This window comes from Thermodesulfovibrio sp. TK110, from assembly GCF_054658355.1.
In genome coordinates this window covers 566,452-583,851 of sequence record NZ_BAAHNB010000001.1, presented here as the reverse complement: position 1 = coordinate 583,851, position 17,400 = coordinate 566,452, and the positions used below count along the sequence as shown (strand labels likewise).

General features: G+C 35.7%; 15 protein-coding genes. 12 read left to right on the top strand and 3 right to left on the bottom strand.

Annotated elements, in window-relative coordinates:
- Positions 1–14: 14 nt before the first annotated feature.
- Genes gatA through ACYQ3X_RS03130 form a run of 3 tightly spaced genes read left to right on the top strand, consistent with a single transcriptional unit; the run spans position 15 to position 3,151 of the window.
- Positions 15–1,469, top strand: a complete 1,455-nt coding sequence (gatA, locus tag ACYQ3X_RS03140; protein ID WP_460180376.1) for an Asp-tRNA(Asn)/Glu-tRNA(Gln) amidotransferase subunit GatA — start codon at positions 15–17, stop codon at positions 1,467–1,469.
- Positions 1,470–1,479: 10 nt separating this feature from the next.
- Positions 1,480–2,910: an Asp-tRNA(Asn)/Glu-tRNA(Gln) amidotransferase subunit GatB gene (gene gatB / locus ACYQ3X_RS03135; RefSeq protein WP_460180375.1), complete on the top strand. Its 1,431-nt coding sequence runs from the start codon at positions 1,480–1,482 to the stop codon at positions 2,908–2,910.
- A gap of 1 nt (position 2,911) precedes the next feature.
- The gene (locus tag ACYQ3X_RS03130; protein WP_460180374.1) at positions 2,912–3,151 is read left to right on the top strand and encodes a hypothetical protein; all 240 of its coding nucleotides are present in this window, start codon (positions 2,912–2,914) and stop codon (positions 3,149–3,151) included.
- Positions 3,152–3,153: 2 nt separating this feature from the next.
- On the opposite strand, the gene ACYQ3X_RS03125 is transcribed toward ACYQ3X_RS03130, so the two are convergent.
- A complete protein-coding gene (locus tag ACYQ3X_RS03125) occupies positions 3,154–4,068 on the bottom strand; it encodes a branched-chain amino acid transaminase (RefSeq protein WP_460180373.1) in 915 nt (304 codons plus the stop codon).
- Positions 4,069–4,158: 90 nt separating this feature from the next.
- On the opposite strand from ACYQ3X_RS03125, the gene ACYQ3X_RS03120 reads away from it, so the two are divergent.
- On the top strand, positions 4,159–5,514 hold the full coding sequence (locus ACYQ3X_RS03120; RefSeq protein ID WP_460180372.1) for a TldD/PmbA family protein: 1,356 nt from the start codon (positions 4,159–4,161) through the stop codon (positions 5,512–5,514).
- Positions 5,515–5,623: 109 nt separating this feature from the next.
- On the top strand, positions 5,624–6,502 hold the full coding sequence (gene lpxC, locus ACYQ3X_RS03115) for a UDP-3-O-acyl-N-acetylglucosamine deacetylase (RefSeq protein ID WP_460180371.1): 879 nt from the start codon (positions 5,624–5,626) through the stop codon (positions 6,500–6,502).
- Here lpxC and opp4C read toward each other — a convergent pair.
- Positions 6,499–7,338 carry an oligopeptide ABC transporter permease gene (gene opp4C / locus ACYQ3X_RS03110; RefSeq protein ID WP_460180370.1) on the bottom strand — a complete coding sequence of 280 codons (840 nt, stop codon included), beginning with the start codon at positions 7,336–7,338 and terminating at the stop codon, positions 6,499–6,501. The two genes, lpxC and opp4C, sit on opposite strands and share 4 nt — an antisense overlap.
- Complete coding sequence (locus tag ACYQ3X_RS03105) at positions 7,331–8,311, bottom strand: ABC transporter permease (protein ID WP_460180369.1); 981 nt, start codon at positions 8,309–8,311, stop codon at positions 7,331–7,333. Before ACYQ3X_RS03105 ends, opp4C begins: the two co-directional genes overlap by 8 nt.
- 156 nt (positions 8,312–8,467) lie before the next feature.
- Here ACYQ3X_RS03105 and pyrR point away from each other — a divergent pair, with 156 nt between their 5' ends.
- From pyrR to purH, 7 genes are all read left to right on the top strand, one after another.
- Positions 8,468–8,998 (top strand): bifunctional pyr operon transcriptional regulator/uracil phosphoribosyltransferase PyrR, encoded by a 531-nt coding sequence (pyrR, locus tag ACYQ3X_RS03100; RefSeq protein ID WP_460180368.1) that lies wholly within the window; start codon positions 8,468–8,470, stop codon positions 8,996–8,998.
- Positions 8,995–9,903, top strand: coding sequence for an aspartate carbamoyltransferase catalytic subunit (locus ACYQ3X_RS03095; RefSeq protein ID WP_460180367.1), 909 nt, complete (start codon positions 8,995–8,997; stop codon positions 9,901–9,903). The genes pyrR and ACYQ3X_RS03095 overlap by 4 nt, the downstream gene beginning before the upstream one ends.
- Positions 9,904–11,220 (top strand): dihydroorotase, encoded by a 1,317-nt coding sequence (locus tag ACYQ3X_RS03090; RefSeq protein ID WP_460180366.1) that lies wholly within the window; start codon positions 9,904–9,906, stop codon positions 11,218–11,220.
- Positions 11,217–12,299 carry a glutamine-hydrolyzing carbamoyl-phosphate synthase small subunit gene (carA, locus tag ACYQ3X_RS03085; RefSeq protein WP_460180365.1) on the top strand — a complete coding sequence of 361 codons (1,083 nt, stop codon included), beginning with the start codon at positions 11,217–11,219 and terminating at the stop codon, positions 12,297–12,299. The genes ACYQ3X_RS03090 and carA overlap by 4 nt, the downstream gene beginning before the upstream one ends.
- A gap of 4 nt (positions 12,300–12,303) precedes the next feature.
- Positions 12,304–12,543 carry a hypothetical protein gene (locus ACYQ3X_RS03080; protein WP_460180364.1) on the top strand — a complete coding sequence of 80 codons (240 nt, stop codon included), beginning with the start codon at positions 12,304–12,306 and terminating at the stop codon, positions 12,541–12,543.
- Position 12,544: 1 nt separating this feature from the next.
- Positions 12,545–15,787, top strand: coding sequence for a carbamoyl-phosphate synthase large subunit (gene carB / locus ACYQ3X_RS03075; protein WP_460180363.1), 3,243 nt, complete (start codon positions 12,545–12,547; stop codon positions 15,785–15,787).
- Between the two features lie 70 nt (positions 15,788–15,857).
- Positions 15,858–17,399: a bifunctional phosphoribosylaminoimidazolecarboxamide formyltransferase/IMP cyclohydrolase gene (gene purH / locus ACYQ3X_RS03070; RefSeq protein WP_460180362.1), complete on the top strand. Its 1,542-nt coding sequence runs from the start codon at positions 15,858–15,860 to the stop codon at positions 17,397–17,399.
- Position 17,400 lies beyond the last annotated feature (1 nt).

Sequence of the window (17,400 nt, the reverse complement as noted above, 5' to 3'; positions counted from 1 at the left end):
AAAGGAGGTTTGTTTTGGAGCTTCATAAATTAACAGTGGTTGAGCTTGCAAGAATGATTCATCGGAGAGAGGTAATGCCCCATGAGATTTTAATAGATGTTTTTAAACGAATTCAGGAAGTGGAAGGGAAAGTCAAAGCATTTATAACTTTAACTGTTGAAAAAGCTTATAATATGGCAAGAGATGCTGAAAATGCCATATTTGCTGGGAAAAAAAATATTTTGGCAGGTATTCCCATAGCTGTTAAGGACAATATCTGCACTAAAGGAATTCTTACAACATGTGCTTCAAAAATATTGTATAATTTTACTCCACCCTATGAAAGCACAGTTACCTCAAGGCTGCTTAGCAATAAATACATTCTTGTTGGAAAAACTAATATGGATGAGTTTGCAATGGGTTCATCCACTGAAAACTCGGGCTTTCATATTACCAGAAATCCCTGGGATCTGGAAAGAGTTCCTGGAGGAAGCTCAGGAGGAAGTGCTGCTGCAGTGGCAGCTGATGAATGCATTGCAGCACTTGGTTCTGACACAGGAGGTTCAATCAGACAGCCAGCCTCATTCTGTGGAGTTGTAGGATTAAAACCAACTTATGGAAGAGTTTCCCGTTTTGGACTTGTTGCATTTGCTTCTTCCTTAGATCAGATAGGTCCAATCACAAAGTGCGTTGCTGATGCTGCGATTCTTATGAATGTTATAGCAGGATACGATTCTATGGATTCCACTTCTGCTCCTATTGGAACACCTGATTTTACAGAATATCTTGGCAGAGAGATTAAAGGATTTAAAATAGGTATTCCTAAAGAATATTTTATTGAAGGAATGGATAAAGAAGTTGAAGAAAGAGTGAATGATACAATAAAACATCTTGAATCACTTGGTTGCGTTCCAGTAGAAATCTCTCTTCCTCATACTGAATATGCTGTTGCCACTTACTATTTGATTGCTACTTCAGAAGCTTCTTCAAATCTTGCAAGATATGATGGTGTAAAATACGGTCTCAGGGTAGAAGGTAAAGATTTACTTGACATGTATATGAAAACAAGATCAAGGGGCTTTGGTGCTGAGGTAAAAAGAAGAATAATGCTCGGAACATACTCTCTTTCAGCTGGATATTATGAAGCATATTATAAAAAAGCCCTGCAAGTAAGAACTTTAATAAAACAGGATTTTGAAAAAGCCTTTGAAAAAGTTGATTTTATTATCACACCAACTGCACCAACACCTGCTTTTAAAATCGGAGAAAAAATAGATGATCCTCTTCAGATGTATTTGTCTGATATTTTTACAATTTCTGTTAATCTTGCTGGACTTCCTGCCATATCAATACCCTGCGGATTCAGTATAAATGGACTTCCTATAGGAGTTCAGATTATCGGTAAGCCATTTGATGAAGCAGGAATACTTCAGCTTGCCTATGCCTATGAACAATCAACTCCATGGCATAAAATGAAACCAATATTATAAAGGAGCGAAAATGCAATACGAAGCAGTAATTGGATTAGAAGTTCATGCTCAACTTTTAACAGAAAGTAAAATATTCTGTAGTTGCTCCACCAAGTTTGGAGCAGAACCTAATACACAGGTTTGTCCTGTTTGTCTCGGGATGCCTGGGGTTCTTCCTGTACTTAATAAAAAAGCTGTTGAATATACAATTAAAACAGGTTTAGCTATGAACTGTAAAATTGCTCCATACAGTAGATTTGCAAGGAAAAATTATTTCTATCCTGATCTTCCAAAGGGATACCAGATAAGCCAGTATGAGCTTCCACTTTGCGAGGATGGATATCTTGAGATAGTAGTTGATGGAAAGAGAAAAAAAATTCGTATCAAAAGAATCCATCTTGAAGAGGATGCTGGAAAAAACATTCATGATCCTTCTGGATTTAGCTTTGTTGATTTTAACAGAACAGGAGTTCCTTTGATGGAGATTGTTTCAGAACCTGACATTAGATCACCAAAAGAAGCTGCTCTTTATATGAAAAAATTAAGAGCTATTTTAAGATATCTTGGAGTATGCGATGGCAATCTTGAGCAGGGATCTCTTCGCTGTGATGCCAATGTTTCTGTAAGAGTTACAGGCTCCACTGAGTTTGGAGTAAAGACAGAGATTAAAAATATAAATTCATTTAGATTTGTTGAAAAAGCCCTTGAGTATGAAATAAAAAGACAGATAAAGCTTCTTTCAATGGGTGAGAAAATTATTCAGGAGACAAGACTGTGGGATGCCCAAACTGGTACAACTCAATCAATGCGTTCTAAGGAAGAAGCCCATGACTACAGATATTTTCCTGAGCCAGATCTTGTTCCTGTAATCGTATCAAAAGAATGGATTGAAAAAATTAAAAAAGATATGCCTGAATTACCGGATCACAAATTTGAAAGATTTATCAAAGAATATGGTTTACCACACTATGATGCAGAAATCTTAACAGAGGAAAGATCTCTGGCAGAATGGTTTGAAGAGGCTGTAAACTCAGGAGGAAAACCAAAGGAAGTATCAAACTGGATCATGGTAGAACTCTTGAGATTATTAAACGAAGATGGGAAAGATATTACAGAATGCAACCTAACTCCTTCTCAGCTGGTAGAGCTCCTAAGATTAATTGAGAAAGGAGCAATAAATAGAAACACCGCCAAAGAGGTATTTGAAGAAATGTACAAAACTGGAAAATCAGCAGAAACAATTGTTAAAGAAAAGGGACTTACACAAATTTCTGACAGTTCTGTTATAATTGAAGCAATTAAAGAAGTTATGGCAAAAAATCCAAAAGAAGTGGAAAGATTTCGTGCTGGAGAAGAAAAACTTATTGGATTCTTCGTGGGTCAGGTTATGAAGCTTACCAAAGGTAAAGCTAATCCAAAATTAGTAAATGAGCTTATTTTAAAACTCTTGAAAGAGGACTAATATGCGTATCATAACTATAATTTTAATATCTTTTTTCCTTCTATCAAGTAATGCCTTTGCATTAAAGTGTGATAAATGTCATAAAGATGATAAATCTCTTGATAAAATATTTCAAGAACGAGGAGTAAAAACCAAACAGGACCTCTTTGATAAATTGAGAAAAGGACAGAAAACAAAATTGCATCAACATCTGACTGACAATGATATTAATGAAGCAGCAGAGCAGATGAAATTAAAATAAAATCAAACAAAGTCAAGCCAATGTTGATATTTTGAGACTTTTCCATTAACTATATCAAAAAACAGTTTCTGTATCTTGTCAGTAACTGGACCACGACTACCTTTACCAATTATTCTTCCATCAACTTCTCTTATAGGAGTGATTTCTGCTGCTGTGCCTGTGAAGAAGGCCTCATCAGAAATATAAAGCTCATCACGAGTAAATCTTTCTTCTTTAACTTCAATTCCTAAATCCTTTGCAATAGTTATGACAGTATCTCTTGTAATTCCTTCAAGGATAGAAGTCAAAGGTGTTGTTTTAAGAATTTCTCTGCGAACTATAAAAATATTCTCTCCACTTCCTTCAGAAACATATCCTTCTGTATCAAGTAAAACAGCCTCATCATATCCACAGGAAATTGCTTCAATTTTTGCCAGCTGACTGTTAACATAATATCCAGCAACCTTACCTCTTGACATATTTGAATTAACATGATTTCTAATAAAAGATGATGTTTTAACTCTTATTCCCTTCTGAAGCCCTTCTTCTCCAAGATAGGCACCCCAGTTCCATACTGCAATTGCAACCTGAATAGGATTGTTTTTAGGATAAACACCCATATTACCGTAGCCTACAAAAACTATTGGTCTAATGTAGCAAGAGCTAATTTTATTAACTCTTATGGTTTCTTTTATTGCTTCAAAAATTTGTTCTTCTGTAAAGGGAATTTTTAAAGTAAATATATGCGCAGACTTAAAAAGTCTTTCCACATGGTCTTTTAATCTAAATACTGCTGGTCCTTTTTCAGTATTGTAACATCTTATTCCTTCAAATACTGCTAAACCATAATGAAGGGAATGAGTGAGAACATGAACTTTTGCATCATCCCAATCTACAAATTTACCATCCATCCATATCTTTTCTGTCTTGGGAACCATGACTTATATTAAACAATATTTATAATTTATAAGTCAAGTTATGACATGCGCTCTTTATATGGTATTATTATAAATAAAAAGGAGGCATTGATGGATCTCTTCAGTGACATACTGAGTAAGTTAAAAGGGGAGTATGTTGATGTTTTCCTGGAAGAAAAAATAATAAATCAGCTTCAGATGGAAGAAAATAAAGTTCAAAAATGCTCTTCAGTTTTTGATAAAGGACTTGGTGTTCGTGTAATCAAAAAAGGAAAAACCTTTTATGCCTATACAAATGATCTAACAAAAAAAGGAATTGAAGAATTAATCTCTTCTTTAAAAAGTAGTAATAACGCTAACCATATCAATCTTAAAAAGATTGAGTCTTCAATGCAATTTTTTATAAAAAACAATCCAGAAGATGTTGAAATATCACAAAAAATTAATTTTATAAAAAGAGCCAATGAAGTGGCATGGAAAGAAAGTCCAAAGATCAAACAGGTAAAAGTTCTATATGCTGATTCTATTCAAAAGATTAAAATAGCCAATTCAGAAGGAAATTTTACAGAAGAAAAGAGAATTCATACACTTTTTTTAGTTCATGTTGTAGCCCATGAAAATGGAGTTATTCAAACAGGATATGAGGCAGTAGGAGGATTAAAGGGAATTGAACTTTTTGAGGAATTTCTGCCAGAAGAAATTTCACTTAAAACAACAAAGAGAGCTTTAATGATGCTCAAAGCAAGACGTATCCAGGGAGGAAGGATGTCTGTTGTAATCTCCTCTGAAGCAGGTGGAACAATGATACATGAAGCAGTTGGACATGGTCTTGAAGCAGACCTTGTTCAGGAAGGACTTTCAGTTTACAGTGGAAAAATTGGTCAAAAAATAGCTTCAGAATTAATTACAGTAATTGACGATCCAACGCTTCCCAATATGAGAGGTTCATATATTTTTGATGATGAAGGAACACTTTCACAGAGGACATTGTTAGTTGAAAGAGGAGTTCTCGTTAACTATCTTTATGATAAATACACGGCAATGAAAGAAGGAAAAAAATCAACAGGAAACGGAAGAAGGCAGTCTTATGAACATTATCCAATTCCAAGAATGAGTAATACTTTTATTGCACCTGAAAATCACTCTCCAGAAGAAATAATTCGCTCAGTTGATAAAGGACTTTTTGTTAAAAAAATGGGTGGTGGACAGGTTAACACTGTTACTGGAGAGTTTGTTTTTGAAGTTCAGGAAGGTTATCTTATAGAAAAAGGTATAATTGGAGAACCTGTAAGGGGAGCACTGCTTATTGGTACTGGACAGGAAATTTTAAAAAACATTGATATGGTTGGCAATGATCTGGGATTTTCCATTGGTACATGCGGAAAAAACTCTCAGGGAGTTCCTGTTACAGATGGAATGCCAACAGTAAGAATTCCAGAGATAGTTGTGGGTGGAGAAGCAAACTAAATGTTTTATTTTTTTCCATGAATGTATCATTTTTACCACATTAATATCCTGGCTGAAATAGAAATTTCAACGATTTTATTCTGGCATACTTTTTGTATATTATTTTTTAATGCCATTTCAGAAAACTATAAAATCAGAAATTGCTCTGTCTGGTGTAGGAATACATACAGGGAAAAGAATTAACATAAGGCTTATTCCTGCTAAAAGGGATACGGGTATTATCTTTTATAGAATAGATAAAAAACTACCAATTAAAGCAAAACTTCCTTTTGTTATTGATACATCTTTTGCAACAACAATAGGAATTGATGGAATAAAGGTTAGAACTGTTGAGCATCTTCTTGCAACTTTGCATGTTTTTGGAATAACAAATCTCCTCATTGAAATAGATGGTTCTGAAATCCCTGTAATGGATGGAAGTGCTATTGATTTTGTAAAAACTATTATGAAAACAGGAACTGCAAAACAGGGTAAAACTATTCCTATACTTAAAATAACAAAGCCCTGTATTTATGAAGAGTCACGTTCCAGGATTGTTGCCAGACCATACAAAGGCTTCAGGATAACCTATAAAATTTTTTATGAACATCCATTAATCTTAGAACAATCTCTATCCATTGAGATTAACGAACAAAATTTTATAAGAGAAATAGCGCCTGCAAGGACTTTTGGATTTTTAAAGGACATACAGTATCTTGTCCAGAACGGCTTTGCTCGTGGAGGTTCATTGGAAAATGCTCTTGTTCTTGATGAAAAAGGAGTTGTGGGAGGAAAACTCAGATACAAAGATGAATTTGTAAGACATAAAATTCTTGATGCCATTGGAGATTTATCTCTATTAGGTTATCCTGTTCATGGACACTTTATAATTGAAAAGGGTGGGCATACTGCTCATATAAACTTCTTAAAACATCTTATTGAATCTGACTCTTATGAATTAGAAGAAGAACCCTATTTTAATTTTCAACTATCAGCACAGAGTGTTTAATCCTCTGTCCAGTGTTTTGGATCAAGAGCATCTCTTAATGCTTCACCAAGAAGATTAAAGGACAGCACTGTTAAAAATATAGCTAAACCAGGGAATAAACTCATCCACCATGCCACAGTAATATAGTCTTTACCAATGCTTAAAATTCCTCCCCAGCTTGGCTCAGGCGGCTGGATTCCAAGCCCAAGAAAGCTTAATCCACTTTCAATCAATATAGCTCCACCAACAGAGAAAGTTGCAGCAACTATAACAGGATAAATAGCATTAGGAAGAATATGTTTAAAAATGATTCTACCAGAGCTTGCACCAATTGCTCTTGCAGCAAGAACAAACTCTCTTTCCTTCAATGATAAAACCTCTGCTCTCACAAGTCTTGCCACATCCATCCATCCTGTAAGTCCTATCACTATCATAATTATGTAAATACTTGGCTCAAGCACAGCAACAACAGCTAAAATTAAAAACAATGTTGGAAAAGCAAGCATTACATCAACAACTCTCATTATCAATGTATCAATCCATCCTCCGTAGTATCCTGCAATTGCACCCAGTATTGTTCCAGTAAAAATAGCAATTCCCATTGCAAGAAATCCTACTTTAAGAGATACTCTCGCACCATAAATTATCCTTGAAAAAACATCCCTTCCAAGTTCATCGGTGCCAAAGAGATGCTCTTTTGATGGTGGTTCAAGAACATGATAAACATTAATTTTATAAGGATCATATGGAGCAACATGAGAAGCAAAAATTGCAATAAAAAAAACAAACAGAATAAATACCAAACCAGCAACTGCCAGGCGATTTCTTAAGATTTGTTTCAGTATCAGCTTAAACATCTTGTTTTACCCTGATTCTTGGGTCAACAACAAAATATGCAATATCTGCAAGAAGATTGCCAATCAATGTCAATAATGCACCAATCAGCAATATTCCCATTATTGTTGGATAATCCCTTGCCATGGCAGAAGCATAAAAAAGCTGCCCCATCCCTGGAATTGAAAAAATACTTTCAAAGATAACACTTCCACCAATAAGTCCTGGAATTGCAAGTCCTAAGAGCGTTACAACTGGCAGTAAGGCATTTCTTAAGGCATGTCTAACAATAACAACTCTTTCAGGCAATCCCTTTGCTCTTGCTGTCCTTATAAAATCCTGTCTTAGAACCTCAAGCATGCTTGAACGGGTATATCTGGACATTCCAGCAAGCCCTGCAAAGGACATAATTGTAACTGGTAAAATAAGATGTTTTATCCAATCAATTACTCTTTCATGAAAAGGCATTGTTTCTGCTCCAATGCTCTGAATTCCAGAAATAGGAAGCCATCCAAGATTTACACCAAAAACAATCATGGCAAGTAAAGCAATCCAGAAAGTGGGAACAGAAAAACCTGTAAAAACAAAGACTGTAAGAGCTCTGTCAAAAAAGCTCCCTGGCTTCAAAGCTGAATACACTCCAATAGGAATAGAAACAATAAGAATAATTAGAAGAGAAAGCAGATTAAGAGTTACAGTAATTGGAAGTCTCTCTTTTATTTTTTCTTTAACAGCTCTTCCATCAACAAAACTCTTCCCTAAATCCAGTGTAATTATCATCCTGAGCCAGTTTAAGTATCTTTCATGAATGGGTTTATCAAGTCCATAAAGCTTTTTCAAAGCCTCAATTGCTTCAGGAGATGCCTTTGGTGAGAGTTCTTCAGTAAAGCTCGCAGGTGAGCCAGGTGCAAGATTTATCACAATAAAACATATGAGAGTGATACCAAAAAGAATTGGAATCATTAAGAAAAATCGTCTTAGGATGTAAGAAAACATAAATTAAATTTTACAACAAAAAAGCAGTTGTTTGAAAATCTTATTCTGGGATAATCCGTTTGATAGAAAAATTTTTTAAAATCGTGTATAATTTATTGATTTATATTTTGAGTAAGGAGAGCATCGGGATTGTCTCAAAATGACAAAAAAGAAAAAATGGAAAAAGAACTTCTCAATGAGCAGGAAATAGAAAGAATACTCACAAGGATAACCCACGAAATACTGGAAAAGAATAAGGGTGCAGAAAATATCTGTCTCATTGGTATTGTTACAGGAGGTGTTTATCTGGCTGAAAGGATAAAAAATAAGATAAAAGAAACTGAAGGGATTGATGTACCCTTAGGTATTCTGGATATATCCTTTTATAGAGATGATATAAATATTTCAAAAAAACAAAAAGCAATAAAACCTACCAATATTCCCTTCAGCATAGAGGGCAAAAATGTGGTCCTTGTTGATGATGTACTTTTCACAGGAAGATCGACCAGAGCTGCAATGGATGCATTAATGGATTTTGGTAGACCTGCTCAGATTCAACTTGCTGTATTAATTGATAGAGGACACAGGGAGCTTCCAATTATGGCTAACTATACAGGTAAATACATTCCCACTTCAAGGGATGAAAAAATAAAGGTAAAATTTAAGGAAACTGCGGGTAAAGACTCAGTGCTGTTAATTAAACAATGAAAGACCTTGTAGGAATAAAAGAGCTTTCAAGGCAGGATATTGAGGAAATTCTCAATACAACTAAAGCTTTTAAAGAGGTTCTTCAAAGAGATATTAAAAAAGTTCCCACCCTAAGAGGTAAAACAGCAATCAATCTTTTCTTTGAACCATCAACAAGAACCAGAACATCCTTTGAGCTTGCTGAAAAGCGTCTTAGCCTTGATGTGCTTAATTTTTCAGTAAGTACAAGCAGCGTTGTAAAGGGTGAGACCCTTTATGATACATTGAAAACCATTGAGGCATACAATGTGGATTATATTGTTATAAGACATTCCTGTTCAGGAGCGGCAAAGTTTGTAGCAAATCATACTTCAGCCTCTGTTATAAATGCAGGAGATGGAACAAATGAGCATCCCACTCAAGCATTGCTTGATGCTTTCAGTATTCGTGAGATTAAAGGCAGACTTGATGGACTTAAAATAGCTATTGTGGGAGATATAATTCACAGCAGAGTTGCCCGTTCAAACCTTTATCTTTTAAGCAATTTTGACACAGAGATAAGATTTGTTGGTCCTCCTACTCTTCTTCCACAACAGGCACCTGACAATGTAAAAATTTTTTATGATCTTAAAGAGGGTATAAAAGATGCTGATGTGGTTATGCTTCTCAGAATTCAGCTTGAAAGACAGAATGCTGCATTTATACCATCCCTAAAAGAGTATTTTCATGTTTGGGGAGTAAAAAAGGATGCTTTCTCATACATTAAAGATGATGCAATTATTATGCATCCAGGTCCAATGAACAGAGGAGTTGAAATCTCCACAGAGGTTGCTGATAGTTCCCGTTCAATAATTCTCAGACAGGTAACAAATGGAATTGCCACAAGAATGGCTGTTATTTATCTTTTAACTCCAAGGGAGGCATAGTTGATTATTAAAATTTATAACGCTTACATAGTTGATCCTTTTACTGACACAGAAGGAATTGCCGATATATTGATTGAAAATGGAATTATTTCCAGATTAAATTTTAAGCCCGATGCTCCAGGACTTCAACCTTCAGCTATACGCCTTCAGCCTGAGCTTATAGAAATAAATGCCCGAGGTCTCTATGTTTTCCCTGGTCTGATTGATATGCATACCCATTTAAGAGAACCAGGTTTTGAATACAAAGAAACCATTCGCACAGGAACTCTTGCTGCTGTAAAAGGTGGTTTTACCTCTGTATGTTGTATGGCAAATACTAATCCTGTAAATGATAATCCGGAAGTTACTTATTATATTTTATCAAAGGCAAAAGAGGAAGGTAGTTGCGATGTATATCCTGTAGGAGCTATTACAAAGGGACTTAAAGGTGAAGAAATTTCTGAAATGGCAATGCTGAGGCAGGCAGGCTGTGTTGCCTTTTCAGATGATGGTATGCCTGTAATGAATGCAATGATCATGAGAAGAGCTCTTGAATATTCAAAGGCAGTAGGAGCACCAATTATATCTCATTGTGAAGATCTCTCTTTAAGCGAAAATGGAGCAATGAACGAAGGAAAACTCTCCTTTTATATGGGACTGAAAGGAATCCCAAAGGCTTCAGAAGAAGTAATGGTTGCAAGGGATATAATTTTATGTAAACACTTTCATTCACCTTTACATATAGCTCATGTATCAACTAAAGGTTCTGTTGATTTAATAAGAAAAGCCAAAGAAGAAGGCGTGCCTCTGACAGCTGAAACCTGTCCTCATTACTTTACTCTTACTGAAGAGGCTGTGAGAGATTATAATACCACTGCTAAGGTAAATCCTCCATTGCGCACACAAGAGGATATGGAAGCAATAAAAGAGGCACTCTATGAAGGAATAATTGATGTAATAGCCACAGATCATGCACCGCACAGCCTTGATGATAAAAACACTCCATTTCAAGAAGCAGCAAATGGAATCTCAGGTCTTGAAACAGCCCTATCTTTGAGTCTTAAACTGGTCCATGATAAAGTTTTAACTTTAAGAAAATTAATTGAAAAATTTAGTTTAAATCCTGCAAAGATATTAAAGATAAATAAATCTGGCATTAAGGAAAAAGCAGAGGCAGATTTAATAATTGTTGATATAAACAAAGAATGGACTGTTGAAAAAGAGAAATTTGCCTCAATGGGTAAAAATACTCCCTTTGAAGGATGGAAACTTAAAGGAAAGGTTCTTATGACATTAAAGGGTAAAAAAGTTTTTAATATGTGGCAGGAGGAAAAATGAAAAGAGCAATGCTTGTTCTAAAAGATGGAACAGTGTTTGAAGGATACTCCTTTGGAGCAGATGGAGAATCCATAGGAGAAGTTGTTTTCAACACCTCAATCACAGGTTATCAGGAGATACTTACAGATCCTTCATATAAAGGACAGATTGTGGTTATGACTTACACTCAGATTGGAAACTACGGAGTAAATGATGAAGATGTAGAATCCTTTGGTGGACCAAAAGTTGAAGGATTTGTTGTGAGAGAATATAAAGACTATCCAAGTAACTGGAGAGCAGAGACAACTCTTGGAGAGTATCTTAAAAAATATGGTATCGTGGGAATTCAGGGAATTGATACCAGAGCATTGACAAAACACTTAAGGGACAATGGTGCTCAGATGGGAATTATATCAACAGAAGACCTTGACCCTGTAAGCCTACATAAAAAAGTCCTTTCCCATCCAGATATATCAGAGATTGACCATGTCAGTGCCATGATGTGTAAAGAGCCTTACATGTATTTTAAAGAAGAAAGTGCACCTCTCTGTGTTGTTTATGACTATGGAGTTAAACTGAACATACTCAAAAATTTAAAAAGAGTTGGGTTTTCAGTTTATGTTGTCCCCGGTAAAACACCTGCAGAGCATGTTCTTGATATGAATCCTTCATGTGTGATGTTAAGTAATGGTCCAGGGGATCCTCAAATTCTCTCTTACGCAGTGGAAAATATTAAAAAGATTATAGGAAAAAAGCCTATCTTTGGGATATGTCTTGGTCATCAGCTTTTAGGACTTGCCCTGGGAGGAAGTACATACAAGCTTAAATTCGGTCATCACGGAGGCAATCATCCAGTTAAGGACTTGAAAACAGGAAGGATTTCCATCACAGCTCAGAATCACAACTACTGTGTTGATATTTTAAGCCTTAAAGGTCAGGTGAAACTGACTCATAAAAATCTTTATGACGGAACAGAGGAAGGAATGGAACATGTAGAGTATCCAATTTTTTCAGTGCAGCATCATCCTGAAGCAGGACCTGGACCCAATGATGCACTGGATGTATTTGAAAGATTTATGGAAATTGTAAAAAAAGCGTAAGATTATGCCTGTAAAATATGATGAAATATTCATTTCTACCATGCGTGAGATAAATATCTGCAAAGATTACATAAATACCTATGAAAAGGAGATTAAAAAACTTGAGAAAAAACTCGGTATCAATTCTTCTGATATTACACAGGAGATGTTAAAAGACAAAAAAATAAGAAAACTTTATGAAAAAACACTTGCCCTTCAAAGGGAAAAAGAAAGACTAAAAGAATTGGAGGAGCTTCTGAAATAATATGCCAAAAAGAACAGATATTAAAAAAATACTGATTATCGGCTCTGGTCCAATAATAATTGGCCAGGCTTGTGAATTTGATTACTCAGGTGCTCAAGCCTGTAAAGCTCTCAAACAGGAAGGATATCAGGTAGTGCTTGTAAACTCAAATCCTGCAACAATTATGACTGATCCTTCAATGGCTGACGCTACTTACATTGAACCTTTGACTGCTGAAATTCTTGAACTCATCATAAAAAAAGAAAGACCTGATGCTTTGCTTCCCACATTGGGTGGGCAGACTGCATTAAATCTTGCTGTAGAGCTTGGTGAAGCAGGAGTTCTTGAGAGATACTCTGTGGAACTAATCGGTGCAAATTTAAATGCCATAAAAAAAGCAGAAGACAGAGAACTCTTTAAGCAGGCAATGACAAAAATAGGGCTTGATGTACCCCATTCAGCAACAGTTCATAGTTTAAAAGAAGGAGTTGAAGTAATTGAATGGATTGGATTTCCTGCAATTTTAAGACCTGCTTTTACGCTTGGTGGAACAGGAGGAGGAATAGCATACAATATTGAGGAGTTCAAAGAACTTCTTGAAAAAGCGCTTAAACTGAGTCCCATAACTCAGGTCCTTATTGAAGAGAGCCTTCTTGGATGGAAAGAATATGAGCTTGAGGTCATGCGAGATAAAGCAGACAATGTTGTAATTATATGTTCCATTGAAAACTTTGATCCAATGGGTGTTCATACAGGAGACTCCATCACTGTTGCTCCAGCACAGACTCTCACTGATAGAGAATATCAATTAATGCGTGACAGTGCAATTAAAGCAATAAGAGAGATAGGTGTTGACACAGGTGGAAGTAACATTCAGTTTGCAGTAAATCCTGAAAATGGAAGAATGTGCATAATAGAAATGAATCCAAGAGTATCCCGCAGTTCTGCTTTAGCTAGTAAGGCAACAGGATTTCCAATAGCAAAAATAGCTGCACGCCTTGCTGTTGGATACACATTAGATGAAATCCCCAATGACATAACAAGGGTAACACCTGCAAGTTTTGAGCCAGTTCTTGACTATGTGGTTGTTAAAATTCCAAGATTTACCTTTGAAAAATTTCCAGAGGCAAATCCAGTTCTTACAACTCAGATGAAATCAGTTGGAGAAGTAATGGCAATAGGAAGAACTTTTAAGGAAGCTCTTGGCAAAGCAATTCGCTCCCTTGAAATTGGTTCCTATGGATTTGAAGAGATTAATGCTTCTACCGATGAAATAAGATGGAGACTTAAAAATCCTACAGCAGAAAGACTCTGGTATATTGCAGAGGCAATAAGAAGAGGCTTCAGTATAGAGGAGATATATGAACTGAGCAGAATTGACCCATGGTTTTTGAACAACATAAAAGAAATCCTGGAAATTGAGAATAAACTGAAAACGAAAGAGTTAAACCATGATCTTATCTTTGAAGCCAAACAAAACGGTCTTTCTGACAGAAGAATAGCAATGCTTACTGGTAAAAAAGAGGAAGAAATAAGACAATTAAGAGAAGATTTTAAAATTAAGCCAGTATACAAACTTGTTGACACATGTGCTGCTGAATTTGTTGCCTATACACCTTACATGTATTCCTGTTATGAGAGAAAGTTTTACTCTCTTCAACATAATACTAAGCTTCAAACCAGATGTGATGCTGATGCTCCTCCTACAAAAAATCCTGATAAAGTAATAATTCTTGGTTCAGGACCTAATAGAATTGGACAGGGTATTGAGTTTGACTACTGTTGTGTTCATGCAGTTTTTGGGTTAAGAGAGCTTGGATATGAGACAATAATGATAAACTGTAATCCAGAGACAGTGAGCACTGACTATGATACTTCAGACAGACTTTATTTTGAACCATTGACCCTTGAAGATGTTTTAAATATCATTGAAAGAGAAAAACCTCTTGGCGTGATACTGCAGTTCGGGGGTCAGACCCCATTGAAACTTGCAAAATCACTTGAAGCTAAAGGAGTAAATATTCTCGGAACAAAAGCTGATGCCATTGACAGAGCTGAAGATAGAAAAAGATTTAAGGAACTGGTGGATAAATTAAACTTAAAACAGCCTCCAAGTGGAATAGCTACATCCATTGAAGAGGCTCTCAAAGTAGCAGATACTCTTGGCTATCCTATTCTTGTTAGACCTTCCTATGTTCTTGGTGGAAGAGCAATGGAAATTGTTTATGATAAAGACTCTTTACTCAAGTATATGAAAGAGGCTGTTAAAGCTTCTGAAGACCATCCAGTGCTTATTGATAGATATCTTGAAGATGCCATTGAAGTAGATGTAGATGCAATAAGTGACGGTGAAACAGTAATCGTTGCAGGTATTATGCAACACATTGAGGAAGCAGGAATTCATTCAGGAGATTCTGCTTGCTCACTTCCTCCTTACAGTCTTTCAGAAGAAATTATTCAGAAAATTAAAGAAGAAACAATTGCAATTGCAAAAGAGCTTGAGGTTAAAGGACTCATGAATGTTCAGTACGCTGTAAAAGATGGAGCAGTCTATGTTTTAGAGGTAAATCCCCGTGCATCAAGAACAATTCCTTATGTAAGTAAAAGTATAGGTGTGCCTCTTGCAGCAATAGCAGCAAAGGTTATGGTAGGAAAAACATTAAAGGAACTGGGACTTATAAATCACATAAAAATGCCATATGTGACAGTGAAAGAAGCTATTTTACCGTTTGATAAATTTCCTGAAGTAGATGTTATTCTTGGTCCTGAGATGAAATCAACAGGTGAAGTAATGGGAATAGATGAAGACTTTGCACTTGCCTATGCTAAAGCTCAGATGAGTGCGATGGGTAAAATTCCTTTAAGTGGAAAAGTATTTATAAGTGTTAAGGATAAAGATAAAGCTCTTGTGGTTCCTATTGCAAAGGAATTTATAGAACTTGGTTTTACAGTAATTGCCACTCGTGGAACTGCCAGATTTTTAAAAGAAAGAGGATTAAATGTGGAAACAATAAATAAACTTCAAGAAGGTCGTCCTCATGTACTTGATTTAATAAAAAACAGACAGATTCATTTTATAATAAACACGGTTTTTGGAAAGCAGGCGCAAAAGGATTCAATGTATATAAGAAGAGGAGCATTAAACTACAAAATTCCATACACAACTACCATATCAGGTGCGAGTGCGATTGTTAAAGCAATAAAAAAGCTTAAAGAAAGTAAAATTAAAGTAAAATCTATACAGGAGTATCACAAGAGTATTTGAACCTTGAACTTTAAACTTTGAATAGCCCGAGGCTGTTGAATAGCCCGCAGGGCTTAGAGGAGGTGTTTGGGTGATAAAAAAAGCATTAATAAGTGTATATGACAAAAGAGGGCTGATAGAGTTTGCAAAGGAGCTTGATAATATGGGAATTGAAATTCTTTCTACAGGTGGAACTGCAAAAATTTTAAAGGAAGCCAATATAAATGTAATAGATGTTTCAGAATATACAGGCTTTCCTGAGATTATGGATGGAAGGGTAAAAACCCTTCATCCTCTTATCCATGGTGGAATACTTGCAAGAAGGGACAATGAAGCGGATTTAGATTCAATGGAAAAGTTGGGAATTAAACCCATTGATATGGTGGTTGTTAATCTCTATCCATTTGAAGCAACAATAAAAAAAGAAAGTGTTACCATTGAAGAAGCAATAGAAAATATTGACATTGGTGGTCCCACTCTCTTAAGGGCTGCTGCTAAAAACTACAAAGATGTGATAGTTCTTGTTGATCCTGATGACTATTCTCACATAGTTGATGAACTTAAAAAAGGAGAGGTTTCTGTTGAAAAAAGATTTGAACTTGCCAGGAAGGTCTTTTCTTACACCGCAAGATATGATGCCTTAATTGCAGAGTATTTTAATAAAATCAGTTCTGTAGCCTCTCCAACCTTTAGAGAAGACTGGACATTGCCATTAAAAATGGTGCAAACATTGAGATACGGAGAAAATCCTCATCAGAAAGCAGCACTATATGCTTTAAATGAAACTCCATCTCTCATAGATGCAGAAATATTGCAGGGCAAAGAGATGTCATTTAATAACTATCTTGATACTCATTCAGCAGTTCTTTTAGCTTCAGAATTTGAAGAACCAGTGTGTGTAATTGTAAAACACAACAATCCCTGTGGAGTGGCAGTTGCTGAAAATTCTCTAAATGCTTATAAAAAAGCCTTTGAATGTGATCCTGTAAGTGCCTTTGGTGGTATAATTGCCTTTAACAGAGTTGTAGATAAAACCACAGCAGAAGAAATTGTTCAAACTTTTTATGAGGTTATTATTGCGCCTGCATTTGACGAAGAATCATTGAAAATTTTTTCAAAAAAGAAAAATCTGAGATTACTGAAATTTTCAGCTCTTTCTGATAAAATTAAACTATCAGGTTTTGATTTAAAAAGAATTATCGGTGGATTTATAGTCCAGCAGTGGGATGCCATTCATGATGAATTTTCTCAGGCAAAGATAGTTACCAGACGTGAACCAACAGAGGATGAATGGCGAGCTTTAAAATTTGCATGGAAAGTTTGCAAACATGTAAAATCAAACGCCATTGTTTATGCAAGAGAGGACAGAACAGTAGGACTTGGAATTGGTCAAACAAGCAGAGTATTTTCAGCAAAGATAGGTGCCATGCATGCTTTGAGTCCCCTTAAAGGAACTGTAGTTGCATCTGATGGATTCTTCCCATTTAGAGATAATATTGATGTGCTTGCTCAGAATGGAGTAACTGCTATAATTCAGCCAGGTGGTTCTGTGAGAGATCAGGAAGTAATTGATGCAGCCAATCAGTATGATATGGCTATGGTATTTACAGGAATAAGACATTTCAGACATTAAG

Excerpts from the sequence above, each read along its gene's own strand:
- gatB (WP_460180375.1), top strand. The coding sequence starts at position 1,480 with ATGCAATACGAAGCAGTAATTGGATTAGAAGTTCATGCTCAACTTTTA.
- ACYQ3X_RS03130 (WP_460180374.1), top strand. The coding sequence starts at position 2,912 with ATGCGTATCATAACTATAATTTTAATATCTTTTTTCCTTCTATCAAGT.
- ACYQ3X_RS03125 (WP_460180373.1), bottom strand. The coding sequence starts at position 4,068 with ATGGTTCCCAAGACAGAAAAGATATGGATGGATGGTAAATTTGTAGAT.
- ACYQ3X_RS03120 (WP_460180372.1), top strand. The coding sequence starts at position 4,159 with ATGGATCTCTTCAGTGACATACTGAGTAAGTTAAAAGGGGAGTATGTT.
- lpxC (WP_460180371.1), top strand. The coding sequence starts at position 5,624 with ATGCCATTTCAGAAAACTATAAAATCAGAAATTGCTCTGTCTGGTGTA.
- opp4C (WP_460180370.1), bottom strand. The coding sequence starts at position 7,338 with ATGTTTAAGCTGATACTGAAACAAATCTTAAGAAATCGCCTGGCAGTT.
- ACYQ3X_RS03105 (WP_460180369.1), bottom strand. The coding sequence starts at position 8,311 with ATGTTTTCTTACATCCTAAGACGATTTTTCTTAATGATTCCAATTCTT.
- pyrR (WP_460180368.1), top strand. The coding sequence starts at position 8,468 with ATGGAAAAAGAACTTCTCAATGAGCAGGAAATAGAAAGAATACTCACA.
- ACYQ3X_RS03095 (WP_460180367.1), top strand. The coding sequence starts at position 8,995 with ATGAAAGACCTTGTAGGAATAAAAGAGCTTTCAAGGCAGGATATTGAG.
- carA (WP_460180365.1), top strand. The coding sequence starts at position 11,217 with ATGAAAAGAGCAATGCTTGTTCTAAAAGATGGAACAGTGTTTGAAGGA.
- ACYQ3X_RS03080 (WP_460180364.1), top strand. The coding sequence starts at position 12,304 with ATGCCTGTAAAATATGATGAAATATTCATTTCTACCATGCGTGAGATA.
- carB (WP_460180363.1), top strand. The coding sequence starts at position 12,545 with ATGCCAAAAAGAACAGATATTAAAAAAATACTGATTATCGGCTCTGGT.